This window comes from Tardiphaga sp. (genome assembly GCF_028290495.1).
Taxonomy (GTDB): Bacteria; Pseudomonadota; Alphaproteobacteria; order Rhizobiales; family Xanthobacteraceae; genus Tardiphaga.
In genome coordinates, this window is the sequence record NZ_JAQGJT010000018.1 from 23,837 (window position 1) to 44,467 (window position 20,631).

Annotated in this window: 20 protein-coding genes; 13 read left to right on the forward strand and 7 right to left on the reverse strand. The window is 64.7% G+C overall.

Features of this window, described 5'->3' with window-relative positions:
- Positions 1-76 precede the first annotated feature (76 nt).
- Positions 77-844, reverse strand: coding sequence for an IclR family transcriptional regulator C-terminal domain-containing protein (locus tag JWQ24_RS02685; RefSeq protein WP_299804018.1), 768 nt, complete (start codon positions 842-844; stop codon positions 77-79).
- Positions 845-945: 101 nt separating this feature from the next.
- Between JWQ24_RS02685 and JWQ24_RS02690 the strand changes: the two genes are divergently transcribed.
- From JWQ24_RS02690 to JWQ24_RS02725, 8 genes are all read left to right on the forward strand, one after another.
- A complete protein-coding gene (locus JWQ24_RS02690) occupies positions 946-1,422 on the forward strand; it encodes a MaoC family dehydratase (protein ID WP_299804021.1) in 477 nt (158 codons plus the stop codon).
- A 17-nt stretch (positions 1,423-1,439) separates the two neighbouring features.
- Positions 1,440-1,880 carry a MaoC family dehydratase gene (locus JWQ24_RS02695; protein ID WP_299804023.1) on the forward strand — a complete coding sequence of 147 codons (441 nt, stop codon included), beginning with the start codon at positions 1,440-1,442 and terminating at the stop codon, positions 1,878-1,880.
- A 21-nt stretch (positions 1,881-1,901) separates the two neighbouring features.
- On the forward strand, positions 1,902-3,137 hold the full coding sequence (locus tag JWQ24_RS02700; RefSeq protein ID WP_299804027.1) for an FAD-dependent monooxygenase: 1,236 nt from the start codon (positions 1,902-1,904) through the stop codon (positions 3,135-3,137).
- 45 nt (positions 3,138-3,182) lie between these two features.
- Complete coding sequence (locus JWQ24_RS02705) at positions 3,183-4,163, forward strand: tripartite tricarboxylate transporter substrate binding protein (RefSeq protein WP_299804030.1); 981 nt, start codon at positions 3,183-3,185, stop codon at positions 4,161-4,163.
- 58 nt (positions 4,164-4,221) lie between these two features.
- Entirely contained in the window at positions 4,222-5,190 is a 969-nt protein-coding gene (locus JWQ24_RS02710) for a tripartite tricarboxylate transporter substrate binding protein (RefSeq protein WP_299804032.1), read from the forward strand.
- 200 nt (positions 5,191-5,390) lie between these two features.
- Positions 5,391-5,516 carry a type B 50S ribosomal protein L36 gene (ykgO, locus tag JWQ24_RS02715; RefSeq protein ID WP_143575353.1) on the forward strand — a complete coding sequence of 42 codons (126 nt, stop codon included), beginning with the start codon at positions 5,391-5,393 and terminating at the stop codon, positions 5,514-5,516.
- A 111-nt stretch (positions 5,517-5,627) separates the two neighbouring features.
- The gene (locus tag JWQ24_RS02720; protein WP_299804034.1) at positions 5,628-6,272 is read left to right on the forward strand and encodes a tetratricopeptide repeat protein; all 645 of its coding nucleotides are present in this window, start codon (positions 5,628-5,630) and stop codon (positions 6,270-6,272) included.
- 150 nt (positions 6,273-6,422) lie between these two features.
- Complete coding sequence (locus JWQ24_RS02725; protein WP_299804036.1) at positions 6,423-8,852, forward strand: mechanosensitive ion channel domain-containing protein; 2,430 nt, start codon at positions 6,423-6,425, stop codon at positions 8,850-8,852.
- A gap of 11 nt (positions 8,853-8,863) precedes the next feature.
- On the opposite strand, the gene JWQ24_RS02730 is transcribed toward JWQ24_RS02725, so the two are convergent.
- Entirely contained in the window at positions 8,864-9,040 is a 177-nt protein-coding gene (locus JWQ24_RS02730) for a hypothetical protein (RefSeq protein ID WP_299804037.1), read from the reverse strand.
- Between the two features lie 171 nt (positions 9,041-9,211).
- Here JWQ24_RS02730 and JWQ24_RS02735 point away from each other — a divergent pair, with 171 nt between their 5' ends.
- The 3 genes from JWQ24_RS02735 to JWQ24_RS02745 all read left to right on the forward strand — a co-directional run bounded on the left by JWQ24_RS02735 (position 9,212) and on the right by JWQ24_RS02745 (position 11,443).
- Complete coding sequence (locus tag JWQ24_RS02735; protein WP_299804039.1) at positions 9,212-9,937, forward strand: DUF3750 domain-containing protein; 726 nt, start codon at positions 9,212-9,214, stop codon at positions 9,935-9,937.
- 73 nt (positions 9,938-10,010) lie between these two features.
- On the forward strand, positions 10,011-10,973 hold the full coding sequence (locus tag JWQ24_RS02740) for an alpha/beta hydrolase (RefSeq protein WP_299804042.1): 963 nt from the start codon (positions 10,011-10,013) through the stop codon (positions 10,971-10,973).
- 41 nt (positions 10,974-11,014) lie between these two features.
- Positions 11,015-11,443 (forward strand): OsmC family protein, encoded by a 429-nt coding sequence (locus JWQ24_RS02745; protein ID WP_299804044.1) that lies wholly within the window; start codon positions 11,015-11,017, stop codon positions 11,441-11,443.
- Between the two features lie 153 nt (positions 11,444-11,596).
- Here JWQ24_RS02745 and pyk read toward each other — a convergent pair whose 3' ends face one another.
- Positions 11,597-13,024, reverse strand: a complete 1,428-nt coding sequence (gene pyk, locus JWQ24_RS02750; RefSeq protein ID WP_299804046.1) for a pyruvate kinase — start codon at positions 13,022-13,024, stop codon at positions 11,597-11,599.
- Entirely contained in the window at positions 13,021-13,530 is a 510-nt protein-coding gene (locus JWQ24_RS02755; RefSeq protein WP_299804088.1) for a DUF1036 domain-containing protein, read from the reverse strand. The genes pyk and JWQ24_RS02755 overlap by 4 nt, the downstream gene beginning before the upstream one ends.
- A gap of 261 nt (positions 13,531-13,791) precedes the next feature.
- Between JWQ24_RS02755 and JWQ24_RS02760 the strand changes: the two genes are divergently transcribed.
- Both JWQ24_RS02760 and JWQ24_RS02765 read left to right on the forward strand, forming a co-directional pair.
- Positions 13,792-14,094: a DUF1244 domain-containing protein gene (locus tag JWQ24_RS02760; protein WP_299804049.1), complete on the forward strand. Its 303-nt coding sequence runs from the start codon at positions 13,792-13,794 to the stop codon at positions 14,092-14,094.
- Positions 14,095-14,295: 201 nt separating this feature from the next.
- The gene (locus tag JWQ24_RS02765) at positions 14,296-14,571 is read left to right on the forward strand and encodes a DUF2312 domain-containing protein (RefSeq protein WP_143575346.1); all 276 of its coding nucleotides are present in this window, start codon (positions 14,296-14,298) and stop codon (positions 14,569-14,571) included.
- 187 nt (positions 14,572-14,758) lie between these two features.
- On the opposite strand, the gene JWQ24_RS02770 is transcribed toward JWQ24_RS02765, so the two are convergent.
- The 3 genes from JWQ24_RS02770 to JWQ24_RS02780 form a co-directional block, all read right to left on the reverse strand.
- A complete protein-coding gene (locus JWQ24_RS02770; RefSeq protein ID WP_299804052.1) occupies positions 14,759-16,417 on the reverse strand; it encodes a DUF882 domain-containing protein in 1,659 nt (552 codons plus the stop codon).
- 272 nt (positions 16,418-16,689) lie between these two features.
- Entirely contained in the window at positions 16,690-18,780 is a 2,091-nt protein-coding gene (locus JWQ24_RS02775; protein WP_299804054.1) for a L,D-transpeptidase family protein, read from the reverse strand.
- 303 nt (positions 18,781-19,083) lie between these two features.
- Positions 19,084-20,589: a sigma-54 dependent transcriptional regulator gene (locus JWQ24_RS02780; RefSeq protein WP_299804055.1), complete on the reverse strand. Its 1,506-nt coding sequence runs from the start codon at positions 20,587-20,589 to the stop codon at positions 19,084-19,086.
- Between the last annotated feature and the right edge of the window lie 42 nt (positions 20,590-20,631).

Consider the following 20,631-nt stretch of genomic DNA (forward strand, 5'->3'; position numbering starts at 1 on the left):
CCTTGGTCACGCTCGTTGATCGGCGGCGCGTTGACTTAACAAAATGGCCTGCCGATTAAAAGGCTTGCCGGGCGATTCAGCCGGCCGGCAAGGTCTGGGTGCGGATATCCTGCGCGGTGCGGCGCAGCGCAATCAGGAATTTCGCTTTCGCGGCGGCTTCATCCACGGTTCCTGAAATCGTGTTGATGCTGATCGCCGCCACCACCCGGCCGCCCTGGCCGCGGACCGGGACAGAGATGCCGCAGATCGCCGGATCGAGTTCGCCATCGATCCAGGCGTAGCCCTGTTCATCGGCGCGCCGCAGTTCTTCGGCCAGTCGGGCGGGATCGACAATCGTGCGTGCGGTGATCTGCTTTAATTCGGTGGTCGCCAGATAGTTTGCGCGCTGGTCCGCCGGAAGCGCCGCCAGCAGCACCCGGCCGAGCGACACCGCATGCGCGGGCAGGCGGCTGCCGACGCCGAGATTGGCCGTCAGGATGCGCCGTGCTGGCAGCCGCAGCGCATAGACGATCTCGGTCTCGTCGAGCACCGCCAGCGCGCAGGATTCGCCGATCTCGTTGCGCAGATCCTCCAGCGCGCGCTGCGCGTAGCCCCAATAGGGCAGGGCGTTGAGATAGGACAGGCCGAGGCCTAGCGCGCGTGGCCGCAGGCTGAAATAGCGGCCGTCGGCCTCGCAATATTTCAGCGCCACCAGCGTCGCCAGTATGCGCCGCGCGGTGGCCCGCGTCAGCCCGGCGGCGACAGCGACCTCCGATAGCGTATGCCGCCCCGGCGGCCGGCCGAGCGCTTCCACGACGCCAAAGCCGCGCGCGATCGCGCGAACGAATCCGTCACTTTCTTTCATCGCCATTCCCGCCGGGACTTGTCAGCCCGCAATTATTGACTCTATATTGTTCACAAGGCGACCATTAAGTTCGCCTGACGAACAATATTGGAGAAGGCGCGATGGCGCAAGCGGAAGCTTTTGAGACCGATTTCTGGAAGGACGCCAACCTGCGCAAGGTCTGGGACGACATCGTGCCGGGCGAGCCGCGTAAGACCATTCCCTACCTGCTGACCAGGGAAGCCATCGAACTGTATTGCCGCTCGGTCGGCGAAACCAATCCGCTCTATTTCGACGAGGCCTTTGCCAAAACGACTCCGTTCGGTGGCCTGATCGCGCCGCCGTCGATCCACATCCTGTTGATGTTTTCCTGCACGCTCGCCGACGACTGGATGCGCACGCCCGGCACCGTCAATGCCGGCCAGTCATGGAGCTACAACAAGCATGCGCGGCCCGGCGACACCATCACGCTGCAGGCCCGGGCGCTCGACAAGTTCATCAAGCGCGAGCGGCTGTTCGTGGTCCACGACAACGTGTTCTTCAACCAGCACGGCGACGTCATCTGTTCCGGCCGCGGCCACACCATCCGGCCGATGTGAGAGAGAAGGATTCGATCATGACCACTACATTTGAAGATCTCTCCACCGGTGACACCATCGACGGCCCGAAGTTTGCAGTATCCCGCGAGTCGATCCGGTTGTTCTGCGACGGCTCGCTTGACTACAATCCGCTGCATCTCGACGACGACTACATGAAGAACGACTTCGGCAAGACCAATTTTGGCGGCATCATCATGCACGGCATGAACAATTTCGGGCTGATCACCCGCATGATCACCGACTGGGCGTATCCCGCCGGCGCGGTCCACCGCCGGCTGGAGACTCGCTGGGTCAAGCCGGTGAAGCCCGGTGATACCATCCAGCCGGTCGGCATCATCAAGGCCAAGCAGGTTAGCGAGCGTTCGCGCTGGGTGCTGATCGACGTGCTGGTGCGCAACCAGAACGACGAAAAGGTCGCGGTCGGCGAAGCGATGGTCGAGTTCCCGCAAGCGACGTAAGCTCACAGTAAAGGCTGCGTGATGTCTATCGTGATTGCGGGAGCGGGAATCGGCGGGTTGACGGCGGCGCTCAGTTTGCACGCCGTCGGTCGCAACGATGTCCTGGTATTGGAAGCGGTGCGCGAGATTCGCGACGTCGGCGTGGGCATTAATTTGCCCCCGCATGCCGTCCGCGAATTGAGCGAACTGGGGCTCGGCGACGCCCTCGACAGCATCGGCGTGCGGACGAAAGAGCTGGCTTACTACGATCCGGCAGGCCAGCTGATATGGGCCGAACCGCGCGGGTTGGATGCAGGCTATCGCTGGCCGCAATATTCGGTGCACCGCGGCCGTCTGCAAAGGCTGCTCGTCGACGCCGTGCGGGAGCGCCTTGGCGCGGCTGCCATTCAGGTAGGGCAGCGCGTGACGGCCGTGAAGGAAGCGGCCGATGGGGTTGTGGTCGAGGTGGTCGATGCCGCGACCGGAATCATTTCATCTCATGCGGCCGAGGCCGTGGTTGTTGCTGACGGTATCCGCTCGGGGTTGCGCGATAGCCTCATTGGGGCGGTCACGCCGCTCGCTTCGAACGGATGGGTGATGTACCGCGGCACGGCTGCCGCCGGGCCGTTCCTGACCGGGGAGTCGATGGTGATCATCGGCGACGAGAGCCAGCGTATCGTGGTCTATCCGATCGGTCCCGGCCTGCTGAACTGGCTATTGGTGCGGCCGAAGAGCGAAGATCGCGGAACTGGCGAGCTGGGCAACTGGAATGTACCGATTGCGCCGGAAGTCGCGGCGTCGTTCGTTCGCAACTATCGTTTCGACTGGCTTGACGTGCACGCTCTCATCGCTTCCTCCACGGAAGCCTACGAATATCCGATGGCTGATATCGATCCGCTGCCGCAATGGGTGTTCGGTGGATGCGTTCTGCTCGGGGATTCCGCGCACGCGATGTATCCGTTTGGCTCCAACGGTGCGTCGCAGGCGATCCTCGATGCGCGCGTGCTGGCCTATCAGGTCGCAACGGCATCGACGATCGACGAGGCTCTGAAAACCTATGAGGCGCTCCGCCGTCCGGTCGCTACCGAGGTGCAACTGGCCAACCGGCGGCAGGCGGGCGATGTCATGGCCAGGGTTAGTGCGATGGCAAGGCGGGGCGCGCATGGCGATGCCGCCGCCGAGCTGCAGGAAATCGAACGCCGCTACAAGCAGCTCGCCGGATTCGATGTCGGTGCGCTGAACGAGCGTCGATCATGGAGTGTTTTAAAGGCTTCGTAGCAACCGGAAAAATCCGGGCTCAATCAAAAAGACAAAGGGGACGAAATGAGTTGGCTTCAGGCAATGATGCGTTGTGGCATCCTGGCGATCGCGTTGATCGGTGCGGCAGGTGAAGTCGCCGTCGCACAGTCCTATCCGGTGCGGCCGATCCGGCTGCTGGTGGGGTTCGGTCCGGGCGGCGCGACCGACATCACTTTCCGCAAGCTCGCCGAACTGGCCTCGAAGCAATTGGGCCAGCCCATTATCGTCGAGAACAAGCCCGGCGCCGGCGCAACGCTCGCGCCATCGACGATGGCCAGGAACGACAGTCCCGATGGCTACACGATCGCTGCGGCGACCGCCGGGCTGCTGCGCTATCCCTATATGCAGAAGGTCGATTGGGATCCCATCAAGGACTTCAGCTGGATCGCGGGGCTGGGCGGTTACACGTTCGTGCTGGCCGTCAATGCGGACTCGCCATTCAAAACGGTGGCCGAGCTGGTGGCTTACGCCAAGGCCAATCCGGGTCGCGTGACCATCGCGACGGCGGGCGCCGGGACCACGATGCATCTGCTGGCGGAAGCGCTTGCGGGAATGGCAGGCGTGGAGATCACCCATGTTGGATACCGTAGCAGCAGCGAGGCCGGCACCGCCGTGCTCGGCGGCCACGCGATGGCCACCGTCGATGCCGTGGGCACCATTCTTCCCTACACCGAGCCCGGCAAGATGCGCATGCTGCTGTCGTTCGATCCGCAGGCCGTCGACTGGCTGCCGGGCGTGCCGACTGCGAAAAGTCTGGGCTATGACCTCGTGTATCCCGCGCCTTACGGGCTGGTCGGGCCGAAGAACATGCCGCCTGAAATCGTGAGCCGGCTGTATCAGGCGTTCAAAACCGCCGCGGAAAGCGACGACTATCGCCAACTGCTGGTGACGCTGCGGCAGACAGCCTGGAATCGTTCACCCGGCGAATATGAGCAATGGGCGCGCGAATTCTATGTCTCGGAACGCTCGCTGGTCGAGCGCGCCAAGTTGCTGCGGCAGCCATGAAGATGACACCGATCAGATTTTCGAAAGTCATGGTTCAGAACACATGCGGAGACCGCAAATGAAGACGATGCTTCGCCCGATCCTGTCGGTGGTCATGTTGTTGGCCTCCGTGGCAGGGGCCGCCGCGGATGACAAGTTTCCAAGCGGCATCAAGATCGTGGTGCCGTTTCCGGCGGGCGGCACCACCGACATTCTGGCGCGTTTTGTTGCGCAGTATCTCGGCGACAAGCTCGGCGTCACCACGGTGGTCGAGAACAAGCCTGGCGCGTCCGGCACGATCGGCTCCGAGATGGTGGCGAGATCGCCGGCGGACGGCAGCGTGCTGTTGCTGACAGCGACGCATCACGTCATCAATCCCAGCCTGCGCCGCAGCCTGCCTTACGACACGCAGAAGGACTTCTCGCCGATCGCCGTGGTCGCCACCGCGCCGAACGCGCTGGTGGTGACGAAGGACTTCCCGGCGAAGACGGTCGGCGAGTTGATCGAGATGGCGAAGAAGGAGCCCGGCAAGCTGTCGTTCGGCTCGGCCGGGGTCGGCGGCGCCAATCATCTGTCGGGTGAGTTGTTCAAGGAAATGGCCGGCGTAAACATCGCGCACATTCCCTACAAGGGTGCTGCGCCTGCGATGAACGACCTGATCGGCGGCCATATCCCGATCATGTTCGACACGCTGCCGACGGTGATCCCCGCCGCCGAGGCCGGCACCATCCGGGTGCTCGCGGTCACCAGCCTGACGCGGGCGGCGTCGCTGCCCAACGTGCCGACGCTTGACGAGTCCGGCGTGAAAGGTTTCGAGGCTACTGCCTGGTTTGGCCTCTACATGCCGAAAGCGGACGGCAATCCAGCCTATACCCGTTTGGTCGCGGCGATGGCCGAGATCCTGGCGGCCCCGGCGACCCGGGAAAAATTCGCCACCCAAGGGGTGGAGCCCGGCAAGCTCACCGGCGCCGCCTTCACCGCTTTCGTCGATTCGGAGATGAAGAAATGGAGCGGCGTGGTGCGCAGCGCGAATGTACCGCAGGAATGACCGCCGTGTTACCCGGAAGGTCCAAAAATACCCGCAAATATCGTCGGGCAACGCGGCTTGACGGGCAGATTGGATTGACACTCCGGGGCCCGATGGCCTAGAAACCGCGGGTCCCGGGCGGCTCGGTCGCCAGCGGGGGCGAACTCATTTTATCATTCGGCCTGTCGCGAACGGCCTTTCAAGCTATCAGGATTTGACCCATGAAAGTCCGTAACTCGTTGAAGTCGCTGCGCGCCCGTCATCGTGACAACGTTCTGGTCCGCCGCAAGGGCCGCGTTTACGTGATCAACAAGGTTCAGCGTCGTTTCAAAGCCCGCCAGGGTTGATCCGCGACTGATTCCGGCCTGAACCTTCGGGCCGCGCTAAAAGCACGACATCACAGCTGTGTGACGCGTTTGCTGCTTTGCAGCGCGTTTTTTCATGGCTAGACTTGCAGCATGGCAAGAAAATTCCCGACCGCAGGTTTTGGAATTCTGCTGACCGCGCTGCTCGTCGCAGCTCCCGGCCATGCGCAGGTTCGGGAGCGCAGCGTTCCGCCGGCTGATTCCCGGAAGAAAATCCCCGAGCCTCCCGCCAAGCTGCCGAAAGTCGGCGCGGACAAGTCGCGCGGGCTGGATTTCCTGTTCGGTGCGCTCAAGGTGGCGCCGGACGAGGACAGCGCCAAGCATGTCGAAGCCCGCATCTGGGCGCTGTGGAGCCAGACCTCCAGCGATACCACCGCTCTGCTGATGTCGCGCGCCAAGACCGCCGTGGACGCCAAGCAGATCGACGTCGCGCTTCAGTTGTTGACCGCGGTGGTCAAGCTACGGCCCGATTACATCGAAGGCTGGAACCGGCGCGCCACACTGTATTACCTGCAGAACGACTACAACCACTCGCTTCAGGACATCGAACAGGTGCTGGTTCGCGAGCCCCGGCATTTCGGGGCGCTCGCGGGCCTCGGAATGATCATGCAGGAACTCGGCGACGAGAAACGCGCGCTCGATGCTTTCCGCAAGGCGCTGGCGATCAATCCGCGCCTCGAAAAGGTCCCGGAACTGGTCAAGACCCTGACCGAAAAGGTCGAAGGTCGCGATATCTGACCGGCCAGCCGGCGAAGCGGTTTCCGGATAGCATGATCCGAAACCATCGATTTTCTCCCGCATTGCAATAAAACCGCCGTAGAATGTCGGAACGGCAAACTTCCGACACATCAAGGCTGCGAAACAGCCCGGTGATCTGGAAGGGACTTCATGCTGCGTAAAGCCATTTCTATCGTCGCCTTTGCTTGCCTGCTGTCGGCCGCTCCGGTGTTCGCCCAGCAGGTTGCTCCTGCCGTCAAACAGGCCGTGCCCGCTGCAGACGCCGCGCCTGTGGCCAATGCGTTGACGCCGGAGCAGGCCCGCCGGGCGCTGGAGACGCTGCAGGACGACGGCAAGCGCAACCAGATGATCGAGACGCTTCGCGCCATCGCACAGACGCAGCCTGGCGCCAGCGCGGCCGCCGCTCCGGATGCGAAGTCTGAATCCAGGCCCGAATCCAAGCCTGAATCGAAGCCAGTGATTCCGCTGGCCGCCGACAGCCTCGGCGCGCAATTGCTTCTGAGCGTGTCGGAGCAGGTCAGCGAAACCGGCCGCGACATCGCCGACGCCGTGCGCTCGGTGGTGCGTTTTCCGGTGCTGTGGAACTGGCTGCAACGCACCGCCGAGGACCCCGTGACCTATAATCTGCTGTTCGATATCGCCTGGAAGCTGGCGCTGGTGTTCGGCGGCGCGCTGGCGGCCGAATGGCTGGCCAGCCGGTTGTTGCGGCGGCCGCTGGCCGCGCTGGAAGCGCGAATTCCTTTTGTGGCGCGTGCACCCGTTCGGGTGATCGAGAGCATCGATCCGCCGTCCTCGACGGCGGATGTCACCGAGGTGCCCGACCTGCACCGCCGCCATCGAAGCCTGACCCGGGCCTGGCAGTCGTTGTTGCGGCTGCCCTTCGTTCTCGGCCACCTGTTGCTCGAATTGCTGCCGGTGGTGGTGTTCGCCGGCACCGCCACGCTGCTGCTCAGCACCGAGATCGGCGATGCCGGTGTGACGCGGCTGGCGATCCTGGCGATCGTCAATGCCTATGTGCTGGCGCGCGGCCTGGTCTGTCTGGTGCGCGCGCTGTTCGGTCCGCTCAGCCTGTTCACGATGCGCGAGGAAACCTCTGCCTATATCGAGATCTGGACCCGCCGCATCGTCGCGCTCGCCGTCTCCGGCGTGGCCTTCGCCAATGTGGCGCTGCTGCTCGGCCTGTACCGCGGCGGCTATCTGGCGATCATCCGTCTGGTGATGCTGGCGGCACATCTGCTGGTCGTTGTCGTCATCCTGCAGTGCCGTCGCCCGGTCGCCAAGGCGATCCGTGCGCCGAAGGATGCCACCGGCATTCCCAATCTGATGCGCAATCGTCTCGCCAGCCTGTGGCATGTGCTGGCGATCGCCCTGGTGCTGGCGCTGTGGGGCGTCTGGGCGCTCAGCATCCGCAACGGCTATTCGCTGCTGTTGCAGTATTTCGTCGGCACCATCGTCGTCGCGCTGGGGACGCGGCTGGCCTCGATCGTCGTGCTCAGCCTGATCGACCGCGGCTTCCGCATCAAACCGGAAATCCTGCAACGTTTTCCGGGACTGGAAACGCGTGCCAATCGCTATCTGCCGATGCTGCGGCGCGTGGTCGATACGATCATCGCCGTGATCGGCATCGTCGCGCTGCTCGAGGTCTGGGGCGTCGATGCGCTGGTATGGTTCTATGGCGGACAGATCGGCGGTCGTGTCGTTTCCGCGGTGGCCACGATCGGCATCGCCGCGCTGGTCGCTGCCGCCGTCTGGGAGGGCAGCAATGCGCTGATGGACCGGCAGTTGACCATGCTGACGCGGGGCTCGCATTTCGCCCGCGCCGCGCGCCTGCGCACCTTCCAGCCGATGCTGCGCACCACGTTGCTCTGCGTGATCGTGGCCGTGGTGGCGCTGACTGCGCTAAGCGAGATCGGCGTCAACGTCGCGCCGCTGCTGGCGGGCGCCGGCATTCTCGGCATCGCGATCGGCTTCGGTTCGCAGAAGCTCGTACAGGACGTTATTACCGGCCTGTTCCTGCTGCTGGAAAACACCGTGCAGGTCGGCGACAACGTCACTGTCTCCGGCCTCTCGGGCGTGGTCGAAAACGTCTCGATCCGCACCATCCGGCTGCGCGCTGGCGACGGCGCCGTGCATATCGTGCCGTTCAGTGCAGTGACCACCATCACCAACGCCAGCCGTGGCGCGGGGAACGCTGCCGTCAGCGTCAACGTCGCCTACAAGGAAGACACCGACCGCGCTGGCCAGATCCTCAAGGACATCGCTGCCGAAATGCGCAACCTTGCGCAGTTCAAGCCGTTGATGCGCGGCGACCTGGAACTGTGGGGCGTCAACAAGGTGGATGGATCGATGGCCGAGATCGTCGGACAGATTCGCTGCACCGATTCCGGCCGCTGGCCGGTACAGCGCGAATTCAACCGCCGTCTGAAAATACGCTTCCAGGAGGAAGGCATCGAGATTGTCAGCGCCGGCCAGCAGACCATCCTGATGCAGGTACCGGCGACCGTGGACGAGGACGTCAAGGCGGTGGCCGAGTCCGAAGCCAACCCGCCGCGCCAGCTGGCGGCTGGCCGGGCGGGCTGAGCGTACTGCGCCTAATGTAGCGCCGATTGGCCGGGCCGCGCGACGCTTTGCACGGCCTGCGCATACACATGCTGCAGCTCGGCTTCGAGTTGCTCGTTGACCATCAACAGCGCCTTCACGGCGCCGCGCAGGTTGCCGTCGCAGGTGGCGATGATTTTGTCGATCGCGGCTTCGGTCGGTTCGGGCATCGAAATTACTCCGTTTGTCACGGGGAGATAAGTTCTTCGGTGCAGCGGTGTTCCTGTGGATAGCGTGGATAGGTCGGCCACGCGGCTGCGTCCCCGCCGCGATGGCAAAGCCGGGAATGACGCCTATATGAACGCGGTCACACCCTGCGGGCTCTATCGGTGAGAAAAATCGTGATCGTATTGCTGGCTCTGCTTGTCGTTCCGCTCGGCGTGTCGGCGGCGAAGTACTATTGGTTCGGTGACCGGTCGGTGCACTGGCAGAGCGCGGACCGTTCCAGTGCCGGACTGTTGCCGGAGCCCGCCGCGCATCCGGAGGCGCTGGTCCGTGTGTTCGCCGCGCGCACCGTTCGCTGGCGCGGTATCTTCGCCGTCCACTCCTGGATGGTGTTCAAGGAAAAGGGCGCATCGCGCTACACCCGCTATGACTACACGGCCTGGGGCGAGCCGATCCGCGTCAACGGTTTTGCGGCCGATGGCCGCTGGTTCGGCGACGAGCCGATGGCGATTGCCGCCGCCGATGGCGACGCTGCCGCTTCGATGATCCCGAAAATCCAGGCCGCGATCGACAACTATTCCTGGCGGTCCTACGGCGACTACCGGGCATGGCCGGGGCCGAATTCCAACACCTTTGTCGCCGCCGTGCTGGCTTCGGTGCCTGAACTGCAGGTGAGCCTGCCGCCGACCGCGATCGGCAAGGACTATCCCTGGAACGGCGAAGCCTTGGGCTGGACGCCGTCCGGCACTGGCGTGCGCGCGACATGGGGCGGCTATCTGGGCCTTACGGTCGGCTGGGTCGAAGGGCTGGAACTGAACTTCCTCGGCGCGGTGTTTGGCCTCGATGTCCGACGACCGGCCATCAAACTGCCGGGTCTAGGCCGGCTTGGCCTCGCTGCGTGAGCCGGCGGCGCGCGAAACCAGATCCGCTCCGCTGCGTAGTTGAACCGTGCGCAAATTTCCCCGGATCCTCTCGATGACAGCTCTGACGATCGTAGCCACGCTGGCTGTTCTGGCGCTGGTGACGCAGGCCGGTGTCTATCTGCTCGAGCAGAAGTATCCGGCGCAGGGATGGTTCGTCGATGTCGCAGGCGGGCGGCTGCATGTCATCGAATTCGGACCGCGCGACGCCGCCGGTCCGCCGATCGTGCTGGTGCACGGCGCAACTTCCAATCTCGGCGCCATGCGGGTGCCGCTCGGCGACCAGTTGGCGAAGACCCATCGCGTTATCCTGATCGATCGCCCGGGCCACGGCTGGAGCACGCGCGATGATCTTGAGAATTCGTCGCCGGCGATCCAGGCCGGGATGATCGACGAGGCGCTGGGGCAGCTCGGCATCGAGCACGCCATCGTGGTCGTGCATTCGCTGGCGGGCGGACTGGGGGCGCTGCTGGCGCTGGACTATCCGAAGCGTGTCTCGGGTCTGGTGATGCTGGCGGGCGTAGCCTATCCGTGGCCCGGCGGGGTCGGCACCTATAACAGGATTGTGACCACCCCGGTGATCGGCCCGCTGCTGGCCTACACGATCACGCTGCCGCTGGGCCTGTTGCTGTCTGAGCCCGGCACCCGCGCGGTGTTCCTGCCGCAGGCGATGCCCGAGGGGTACGTGCAGCAGACCGCGATCCCGCTTGTGCTGCGGCCTCGCGAGTTTCTCGCCAATGCCTGGGATCTGATCACGCTGAAAGCTGCCATCACCGAACAGGCGCCGCGTTATGGCGACATCAAGGTGCCGACGCTGGTGATCACCGGCGACAGTGACAGCACGGTGTCGCCGGAAATCCACTCCCGCCGCTTTGCCGCCACGGTGCCGGGCGCGAAACTCATCGTGCTGCCGAATGTCGGCCACATGGTGCAAAATGCAGCGCCCGACCTTATCTGCACGGAGATCGACCGCATGGTTGCCGCGGCTGACACAAGACCGAAGGCGGCTGCGCGGTAGCGTCCACCCCGATCGAGGCCCCATCACAGCAGGAGATTTGCATGACCACGACTTTCGGATCGGCCAAATGGCAGGGCGGCATCAAGGACGGCAAGGGCGCAATTTCCACCAAGAGCGGCGCGCTCGCGGACTATCCCTACGGTTTCGCCAGCCGCTTTGAAGGCAAGCCCGGCTCCAATCCCGAAGAGCTGATCGGCGCGGCTCATGCGGCCTGTTTTACGATGGCGCTGTCGCTGATCCTCGGCGAAGCCAAGCTGACGGCCGAGTCGATGGAGACCAAGGCCGACGTCACGCTGGAGAAGCAGGGCGACGGCTTCGCGATCACCAAGGTGCATCTGACGCTGTCGGCCAAGATACCGGGCGCGGACAAGGCAAAGTTCGACGAACTGACGGGTATGGCCAAGGCCGGCTGTCCGGTGTCGAAATTGCTGAAGGCGGAGATCACGCTGGACGCGACGCTGCGGAGCTGAGCCAAACTCTGTTGTCATTCCGGGCTGCACTTCTGTCGGCGAAGCCGGCTGGAGTGCAGACCCGGAACCCGGAGATGTTTTGAACAACTCGAGGTTCCGGGTTCGCTTGCAGCTGGCGCTGCTCCCGCCCCGGAATGACAGTTTTTTGGCTTGCTACGTCCCCGCTTTCTCCACGAACGCGATCCGTACCATGTTGGTCGTGCCGGGGGTGCCGAGCGGCACGCCGGCGACGATGATGACGCGCTCGCCGGCCTTGGCGAAACCGTCGCGGAACGCGATGTGGCCGGCGCGCTCCACCATGTCGTCCTGATCCCGGGCGTCTTCCGCCACCACGCAATGCACACCCCACACCAGCGACAATCTTCGCCCGGTGGCGAGATTCGGCGTGATCGCGACCACCGGCGGCTTCGGCCGCTCGCGCGCCACGCGCAATGCGGTCGAACCCGAACTGGTCCAGCAGATGATCGCGGAGAGGTCGAGCGTCTCGGCAATCCGCCGCGCCGCGTCTGCAATGGCGTCGCCGGCGGTTGGCTCCGGCTCCGGGCGTTGTGCGGTGAGCACGGTGCGGTAGGTCGGGTCGCGCTCCACCTCCTCGCCGATCCGGTTCATGGTGGCGACGGCCTCGACCGGAAATTTGCCAGCCGCGGATTCCGCCGACAGCATCACCGCGTCGGCGCCTTCATAGATCGCGGTGGCGACGTCGGAGACCTCGGCGCGGGTCGGTACCGGGCTCTGGATCATCGATTCCAGCATTTGCGTCGCCACCACCACCGGCTTGCCGGCGCGGCGCGCCATTCGCGTCATGCGCTTCTGCAGGCTCGGCACGCGTTCCAGCGGCAGTTCGACGCCGAGGTCGCCGCGCGCGACCATCAGCGCGTCGGAGACGTCGAGGATGTCGGCCAGCCGGTCGATCGCCTGCGGCTTCTCGATCTTCGACATGATCGAGGCGCGGCCGCGCACCAGACGCCGTGCCTCGGTGACATCGTCGGCGCGCTGCACGAACGACAAGGCCACCCAGTCGATCCCGATCTCCAGCGCTGCTTCGAGATCGATGCGATCCTTCGGGGTCATCGCTGACACCGGCAGGTCGGTATCGGGCAGGCTGACGCCCTTGCGGTCGGAAATGCGGCCGCCGATCACGACGCGGGTGACGGCGCGGTCCCTTGAGGTGTCCTCGACGATCAACCGCAGCTTGCCGTCGTCGATCAGCAGCGCATGGCCGGGCCGCAACGCGGCGAGGATTTCCGGATGCGGCAGCTGCACGCGGGTGGCGTCGCCGGGCGCCGGATCGGAATCCAGAATGAAGGCCTCGCCGTTCTTGAGCTGGACCGCGCCGTCGGCAAAGGCGCCGACGCGCAATTTCGGGCCCTGCAGGTCGACGAGAATGCCGATCGGCCGGCCGTAGCTGCTTTCGACATTGCGGATCGTCTTCACCAGCTCGCGCATCTTGTCGTGCGAGGTGTGGCTCATATTGATGCGGAACACGTCGGCGCCCGCCTCGAACAGTTTGCGGATCATCGCGCTGTCCGAAGACGCGGGGCCCAGCGTGGCGAGGATCTTGATGCGGCGCTGCCGTCTCATGGCTTGGCGCCGGGCGTGGCCGGCGGCAGGGTGGAGCCGGGCGGCGGACCGCCCGGGGCATTCGGCATGCCCGGGAAACCCTGGCCGGGCGGACCGACGGGACTCGGCATGCCGGGCAGCCGCGGCGGTTGCTGCTCGTTGGTCTCGGTCAATTGCACCGTCCAGGCACGCTGCTCGCCGGTATCGACCTCGAAGAAGCCGGTACGGTCAAAGCCGCGCGCCAGGCAGTTCTCGGTGCCCTTGATGGTGAATTCCTTGTCGCGCGAGCACATGAAGGCCTGGCCCGACCATTCGCCGCCGCGATCATAATCCAGCGCGTAGATGTAGTAGAACCGGGCCACCAGCGTGCCCCGCAGCAGCGTCTCGCAGGCCCGCGACGACACGTTCCACCAGCCCTCGGTGGTCCAGCCCTCGGCATCCTTGTAGCCGAGCGCAATGCCGACCCGGCTCGAGGTGTTGTTGCAGAGCCGGAAGTCGGCCGCGGCGGGGCTGGCCCACAGGCACATCCAGGCGAGCGCCAGCGCCGGCACCAGGCCGGCTATCAGGCTCCGTCTCAACACGGGGCGGCAATCAGAATCTGCAATGGTCATGGGGCGAAGCTATATCAATTTCATTGCTGATTTCGCTTCACCCGTCGCAACTGTCAACGGTGGCGCAACCAGATGGCGGGCACAGCCTGTTTGATCGGTGATATGGCAAAATCTGTGGCCGTGCCCATGTTAGACCGACAGCCTAGACCGGCGGCGGCGCAACAGCGAGATCACAGCATGGCGATGGACGACAAGACCCGAACGGAATTGGAAGCCGCAGTTTTCCGCCGCCTGGTTGAACATTTGCGCAATCGTACCGACGTGCAGAACATCGACCTGATGAATCTGGTCGGTTTCTGCCGCAACTGCCTGTCGAACTGGATGAAGGACGCCGCTGACGCTCAAGGCGTGCCGTTGAGCAAGGACGACAGCCGCGAGGCGGTCTACGGCATGCCCTACGAGGACTGGAAAGCGCTGCACCAGACACCGGCCAGCGCCGAGCAGGTCGAGGCGATGAAGAAGGTCCCTACCGGGCATTGAGCCGCGCCCCGGGATCGCTGCCGCGGTCAACCCGGCACCCGATTCACGGGCTATTAACCGCGTATTATTCCGGGGGTGCTGTGGATGTCGGTGACGGCACCTTGACCTGAGTCGCCTCACCCAAGAGTGTCTTTTCCGAAAGACGGGCCCCGTTGCCGGGCCTGTCGCTGCCTTCCAACATCAGTTTATCAGGAGTTTCCGATGGCCACCTCTGCAGCGTCCGTTCTGGACGATCAGGCGACCCATTCCTTCGCCAAGGACCAGCTCAAGGCCATCGTCGAACGCATCGAGCGGCTCGAAGAGGAAAAGAAGACGATTTCCGACGACATCAAGGATGTCTATGGCGAAGCCAAGGGCAACGGCTACGACGTCAAGGCGCTGCGCACCATCATCCGCATGCGCAAGCAGGACGCCAACGAACGCGCCGAGCAGGAAACGATCCTGGATACCTATCTGCAAGCGCTGGGCATGCTGTAAGGCGGTTTAACCGCCCCTGCACTCAGACTGTCATCCCCGCGAGAGCGGGGATCCAGTGCCTCCGGCGCCGAGTGATTCACAGGCGCCGGCGTCTACTGCATCGCCCGCTTTCGCGGGCGATGACAGCCGAGCGAAGCCGCAAGGCTCCGCGCCATGATGCCCGATTACTGAAAGTGCCGCCTGCGCCTCAGCGCAGCGAGGCTGTGCGCGTGAAGGCCGTCGTCGTCAGCGTGGCCGAGATCGAGCCGGTGAACCGCTCGCAGATCAGACCCATCAGCGGATCTTCCGAGAAGCCCATCGCCACCACCATCTGCGGCTTGACGAAGTGGGGGCGCAGCATGGTGAGGTCGCTGCCGCCCATCACGGTCGCCGACATCGAGGTAGAGGCTGATGGCGCGATGATCATCGCGCGCATCCACACGTTGTTCTCCGGGATCGCAGCTGCGGCCAGCCGCGTCGAGACCGCAACGACGCGGCCCTGCGCCGGCATGTTCTTCCCGACCACGGTGGTGACGTTGTTCAGGGCCATCGGATTGCGCGCCACCGAGGCCGGTCGCATCCCGCGGGGCATCGGCGCGGACGCGGTGACCACCTGCGGGCGCTCAACCGGCGATGTCGCGGCGGGCGCGTACGCCATCGCCTTGGCGAAAGCCGACGTCTTGTCGGCGGCATCGTTCGGCGCTTGCGGATCCACGGCGTTGGAGAGCGCCTGACGCGCGCTGAGCGCGGCGACAAGCTGCGGCGCCGCCTGCTTCGGTGCAGCCGGCATTTCATCCCAGAAGCCGCGGGCATTGATGATGTCGGCCGGGGACTGCGGCCTGGAGCCGGCGAGGTCGCCGGGCGGGCGCGGCAGCGGGTTGCCGTCGGAAGCCATCTTGGGCGCCACAACCGGGGCGGGCGGCGTCGGCAGCGATTTCACGTCAGCCGAAGCGACCTGGAAGCTGGCCGCCTGCGCCGGCTTGGCGCGTGGCATCGGAACGGGCTCGGTGGACTTCGCCGGCATCGCCGCGGCCATCAGGCCGACAGCAGAGGGCTTGGCCGGGGCAACGGCGGGAGCCGCGCCCTCGTCATCGTCGTCATTCGCCGCCTTGCCCTTGAACAGCGCGGTGAACAAGCCGGGCTTGTTCTTGGCCAGTGCGGCATCGTCGCCATCGCCGCGCTTCTCGATCTCGGCCATCGCCACCTGGTAGCCGGGCAGCGGATTGCCGTCAGAGGGAACGTGTACGGTGCGGCCGTTCGGGAACACGCGGGCGAGCTGGTCATGCGTCATGCGCGGCCAGTGCCGGATGTTGCCGGTGTCGAGATGCACGAAGGGCGAGCCGGAGGTCGGGTAGAAGCCGACGCCGCCGCGCTGCAGGCGAAGCCCGGCGTTGCGGATCTGATCGAGCGGTACGCCGGGAATGAAGAAGTCCATCGCATGGCCGAGCATATGCTGGCTGGAGCGCGCAACGCCCGAGGAGCGGCGGCGCAGCATGGCGTTGGTGGCGGGGGAGCGGTAGGCGGAAATGATCTGGATCGGCTGCTTGCCGTCGACGTCGCGGTAGACTTCCCAGAGGATGTCGAACAGGCGACGGTCCATCGTGGTCTGGTCCTGGCTGCGCCAGTCGCGGAGGAAGTGGTTGATCCGCTTCATCCCGTCGTCGTCGTAGCGGCCGCTGCGCTTGAAGGTGACGGTGAGGTCTTCGCCGGAATGGGTGTGGTGGAAGGAGAGGGTACGGCTGTCGCCCAGCGCGGTGGCGTCGTGGACCGTGCCGGCCCCGGCCATCATCAGCAGCGTCGTCAGCCCGGCATGAAAGCCGGCGCGTGACGGCAGCGATTTGAAATGGCGTGCGAAAACAGCCAGCACGTATGAGCCCACCCGTTCAGTCGAACTCTTCGCGACCCCATGCGGCAAAGAGCGTGAACACGTCTTAAACAGGGAGGGTTAATCGAGATTTACACCACTCCCCCCAAGTAGAACCCCGAAGTAACCCCTCGACTGTGGCGAAAAATAGCCCTGTGCTGAAATGGTGATGGAGATTGGTTAACTTTGGTTAACCGCAACCACGTGAACAGCGCAACGAAAAAGGGCTCCGCGAATCTGCGAAGCCCTTGATTTATTAGAGGTTATTGGGCCTGTCAGCGCGTCACTGTGCGGCGCGGGCGCTGGCCCTGCACTGGTGGCGGCGGGGTCGGTCCGCCGAACAGGCGCTCGAAGAACGACGGTCCGCTGCTGGCGCCCGGGCCATTATCGTTGAAGGCGACGCCCTGCGGGATATCAGCGCGGGGGCGCGCATAGCTCGGCTGCGACTTGGCGACGACGGTTTCGAGGTCCTTGCCCTTGGCGTTGCGCAGGATCGAGAGCATTTGCGCGTCGCGGCCGTAGATGTCGTTGCGCAGCTGCAGCTTGCCGGCATCATCAACCCAGGCGGTCTGGTAGGTGATGTTGACCGGGATCGGCGTCGGGAATTTGAGGTCGATCTCGCTGCTGCCGTACATCGAGCGGATCTTCTCCGGCGTGTAGCGCTCACCCGGCATGGTGATGTTGAGCAACGTCGCGGCGTACTGATCCGGGTTCTGCACGCGCATGCAGCCGTGGCTGAAGGCGCGGACATCGCGCGAGAACAGGTTCTTGTCCGGGGTGTCGTGCTGATACACGAGGAATCTGTTCGGGAAGTTGAAGCGGATGCGGCCGAGCGCATTGGCTTCGCCGGGCGGCTGCGCGATGTGGATGCTGCCGTCGTTGTTGCGCGTCAGCTTGAGCCCCATGCGCGACAGCACGGTCGGATCCTGCTGCAAAGCGGGCAGGTATTCGTTGTAGATGATCGAGGGCGGCACGTTCCAGGTCGGGTTGACGGTGATGTACTTCATCGTCTCGACCATCAAGGGCGTGGCGTGCGAGCCAACCTTGCCGACGACCACGCGGGTGGTCCACGCCTGGGTGTCGTTATGCATCACCTTCAGCGTGAAGTCGGGAATGTTCAGCATCACATAGGCATTGCCGACCGCCGGTGCGCCGAGCTGGCGGGGCAGCCAGCGCCAACGCTCCATGTTGACGATCAGCGTGTCGATCTGGCGGTCGCGCTTCGGCGCGTTCATCGCGCGCACGGTGGCGTCATCCAGCACGCCGCTCGGCTTCAACTCGTTGCTCGCCTGAAACTTCCGCACGGCTTCGGCGACTGCGGCATCGTATTTGTTGTCGTCCGGATTCTCGACGTTGAGACGGGCGCGCAGCATCGGCACGCGCGCGTCTTCCATCACGGTGGCGACTTGCTTCTTCTTCGGCTTGACGAATTTCAGCGCCGGGCCTTCGGCCACGGGCTGCACCGGCAGGCCGGTTTCGCCGCGCAGTTCGGCCAGCTTCTTCTTCAGTTCGCGATAGGCCTTGTGCGGCGGGTTGTAGCCCTCCAGCGCAGCGGAAGCGTCCTTCGCAGTGGAAACGTGGGCGAGCACCTCGGCCGGATCGGTCGGGTGTTCGGGGAAGGCGATGTCGCCGGAAATCTGCGACCAATGCATGCGGCCGCTCTGCGCCTGACGGGCGTAGTCGAGCATGCTCGCGGTCAGCTTCAACTCGGCTTCGGCGAGCGAGTCCGGCGTGGCGGCCGTAGTGAAATCCGGCGTCGGGTAATCGGCGGCAGCGAGGCCGTCTGCGGCGGCGTCCTTGAGGCGCGCCATCACGCTCCTGGCGGCCGCGGTCGGCGTGCCGCCCTGCGTCCACAGCGGCGCGAAATCGCGTGCGGTGTAGAACTTCTCGACAGCGGCGCGCTCGCCCTTTCGGTCGAAATACTTCGACGACTTGGCGCCGAGCATCTCACGCATCTTGTCGGCGACTGGCTGGTCGGTTGATGCGACGGTGGTTGCGGGCTTGCTGATTTCTTTCGCCTGTTCCTTGGCGGGCTCGGCGGCGGCTGGCGCCACGGCGGGGGCGGCTGCGGTGTCGGCCGGCTTCACCGGCGTGTCGGTTGGCTGCGCGGCCACCGACTTGTCGGCGTCCTTGCTGGCATCAGGGACCGAGGCGGTGCTGTCGACCTTGAAGTCGCTCGCGGTCGGCGGCGCCACATTGGCGGGTTCGGGGCGCGGCACGGCGGCGTCGATCGCCAGTTCGGATGTGCTGTCGCGGGGCGAGGGGGACTGCGCGAAGGCGGCGCTGGCGGAGACCGTCAGGAACGTCGCGGCGACGGCCATCAGCACGCGATCAAATCCGAAACGGCGATTCGAGTAGTCAGGCATTCTCGCACCTCTTGGCTGAACCTGCCCCGGCATGGAACAGCTTCGGTCGTCCGTTACTCAGGTTCTGCTGAAGCGCCTGCGCTGTCAGTCTGCACGCCACGATTCTACGCAGACGATACATACGCCCAATGCAAGCGGCCAGCGCTGCACGAGGTGCCTCACAACAAACTGACTTCAATAGTTCACATTTGCAACGAATTACGCCGTTTTGACGGGCGCTTTTGGTGAGTGTGTCACCGCGCCGCCACGGTTCAGGTTCCGTTGCGGCGCATCTATGAGGTCGATCGCGTGACGGCCGCGCGTTCAGCCAGTTTGTTCGGATTCCAAACCGGGCTGTTCTTTTTCGGCGGCTTCGTCGAGCTTGCGATAGAGCGTCGAACGGCCGATCTTCAGGCGACGCGCCACTTCCGACATCTGGCCGCGATAGTGCGCGATAGCAAAGCGGATGATCTCGGATTCCATCTCTTCCAGCGGCCTAACGTCGCCGGCAAGCGTCAGCATGCTCAGGCTGCCGGCGATGGACAGCGGAAATGGCGGCGTGTCGTTGCCGGGCGCAATCGCCGGCGCTGTCGCATGGAATGCCGGCTCCATCAGCAGCGCCTCGCCGGACTGCTCCGCGATCGATGGCGCATGCGCTGCGGCATGCGGGAAGTCGTCGAGACCGAGCAGGTCGCCTTCGCTCATCACGACAGCGCGGTAGATCACGTTTTCGAGCTGGCGGATGTTGCCAGGCCAGTCGAGTTGCGCCAGCCGCGCCATCGCCTCGCCGGCAATGCCGGTGATCTGGCGGTTCTCCTCGGCGCAGAAGCGGGCGAGAAAATGCCGCAGCAGATGCGGGATGTCCTCGCGCCGCGCGCGCAGCGGCGGGATCGTCACCGGCAGAACGTGCAGGCGATAGAACAGGTCCTCGCGGAAATGGCCGCCTTTGACGCGATCGAGCAGCTTGCGGTTGGTCGCCGAGATGATGCGGACGTCGACCTTGACCGGTTTGCGGCCGCCGACCGCCTCGACCGAGCCTTCCTGCAGCGCGCGCAGCAGCTTGACCTGCGCCGCCAGCGGCAACTCGCTGACCTCGTCGAGAAACAATGTGCCACCGGAGGCTTCGACGAACTTGCCGAGATGACGTTCGGTGGCGCCGGTGAACGAGCCCTTCTCGTGACCGAACAGGATCGATTCCACCAGATTGTCTGGGATGGCGCCGCAATTGACGGCCACGAAGGGTTTGGTGCTGCGCTCGCCGGAGCCGTGGATGGCTCGCGCGAACAGTTCCTTGCCGACGCCGGATTCACCCTCGATCAGCACGGGGATGGTGGAGCTCGCAGCCTTGCGCGCGGTGCGCAGCACGGCATCCATCGCTGCAGAGCGGGTGATGATGTCGCGAAACGTCAGTTTGCCTTCGCGGCTGTGCTTGATGCGCTGCAGCTCGCCCTTCAGCGCGCTGGCGTTAAGCGCATTGCGCAGGCTGACCTGCAGGCGCTCGACGCCGACCGGCTTGACCACGAAATCATGCGCGCCTGCGCGCATCGCCGAGACCACATTGTCGATACCGCCATGGGCGGTCTGCACGATGACGGGAACGTTGAGGCCGGCGTCGCGGATCTTGGTCAGCACGCCCATGCCGTCGAGCCCGGGCATCACCAGATCGAGCACCACGGCGTCGATCGCCGGCGCCTCGGAGTCGGTCAATCGTGCGATGGCGGCATCGCCCGAATCGACCACGACGACCTCGTAGCCGCAGCGCTGCACCATGTTCTCGACGAGACGGCGTTGCACAGCATCGTCATCCGCGACGAGGATTCGTTCGGCCATTGAGTAACTCCAGAGCGGGATGTCCCGATTTGGGCCACAATG

What these genes read in the sequence shown, in the direction of transcription:
- JWQ24_RS02685 (WP_299804018.1), bottom strand. Translation starts at nt 844, where the DNA reads ATGAAAGAAAGTGACGGATTCGTTCGCGCGATCGCGCGCGGCTTTGGC.
- JWQ24_RS02690 (WP_299804021.1), top strand. Translation starts at nt 946, where the DNA reads ATGGCGCAAGCGGAAGCTTTTGAGACCGATTTCTGGAAGGACGCCAAC.
- JWQ24_RS02695 (WP_299804023.1), top strand. Translation starts at nt 1,440, where the DNA reads ATGACCACTACATTTGAAGATCTCTCCACCGGTGACACCATCGACGGC.
- JWQ24_RS02700 (WP_299804027.1), top strand. Translation starts at nt 1,902, where the DNA reads ATGTCTATCGTGATTGCGGGAGCGGGAATCGGCGGGTTGACGGCGGCG.
- JWQ24_RS02705 (WP_299804030.1), top strand. Translation starts at nt 3,183, where the DNA reads ATGAGTTGGCTTCAGGCAATGATGCGTTGTGGCATCCTGGCGATCGCG.
- JWQ24_RS02710 (WP_299804032.1), top strand. Translation starts at nt 4,222, where the DNA reads ATGAAGACGATGCTTCGCCCGATCCTGTCGGTGGTCATGTTGTTGGCC.
- ykgO (WP_143575353.1), top strand. Translation starts at nt 5,391, where the DNA reads ATGAAAGTCCGTAACTCGTTGAAGTCGCTGCGCGCCCGTCATCGTGAC.
- JWQ24_RS02720 (WP_299804034.1), top strand. Translation starts at nt 5,628, where the DNA reads ATGGCAAGAAAATTCCCGACCGCAGGTTTTGGAATTCTGCTGACCGCG.
- JWQ24_RS02725 (WP_299804036.1), top strand. Translation starts at nt 6,423, where the DNA reads ATGCTGCGTAAAGCCATTTCTATCGTCGCCTTTGCTTGCCTGCTGTCG.
- JWQ24_RS02730 (WP_299804037.1), bottom strand. Translation starts at nt 9,040, where the DNA reads ATGCCCGAACCGACCGAAGCCGCGATCGACAAAATCATCGCCACCTGC.
- JWQ24_RS02740 (WP_299804042.1), top strand. Translation starts at nt 10,011, where the DNA reads ATGACAGCTCTGACGATCGTAGCCACGCTGGCTGTTCTGGCGCTGGTG.
- JWQ24_RS02745 (WP_299804044.1), top strand. Translation starts at nt 11,015, where the DNA reads ATGACCACGACTTTCGGATCGGCCAAATGGCAGGGCGGCATCAAGGAC.
- pyk (WP_299804046.1), bottom strand. Translation starts at nt 13,024, where the DNA reads ATGAGACGGCAGCGCCGCATCAAGATCCTCGCCACGCTGGGCCCCGCG.
- JWQ24_RS02755 (WP_299804088.1), bottom strand. Translation starts at nt 13,530, where the DNA reads ATGTGCCTGTGGGCCAGCCCCGCCGCGGCCGACTTCCGGCTCTGCAAC.
- JWQ24_RS02760 (WP_299804049.1), top strand. Translation starts at nt 13,792, where the DNA reads ATGGCGATGGACGACAAGACCCGAACGGAATTGGAAGCCGCAGTTTTC.
- JWQ24_RS02765 (WP_143575346.1), top strand. Translation starts at nt 14,296, where the DNA reads ATGGCCACCTCTGCAGCGTCCGTTCTGGACGATCAGGCGACCCATTCC.
- JWQ24_RS02775 (WP_299804054.1), bottom strand. Translation starts at nt 18,780, where the DNA reads ATGCCTGACTACTCGAATCGCCGTTTCGGATTTGATCGCGTGCTGATG.
- JWQ24_RS02780 (WP_299804055.1), bottom strand. Translation starts at nt 20,589, where the DNA reads ATGGCCGAACGAATCCTCGTCGCGGATGACGATGCTGTGCAACGCCGT.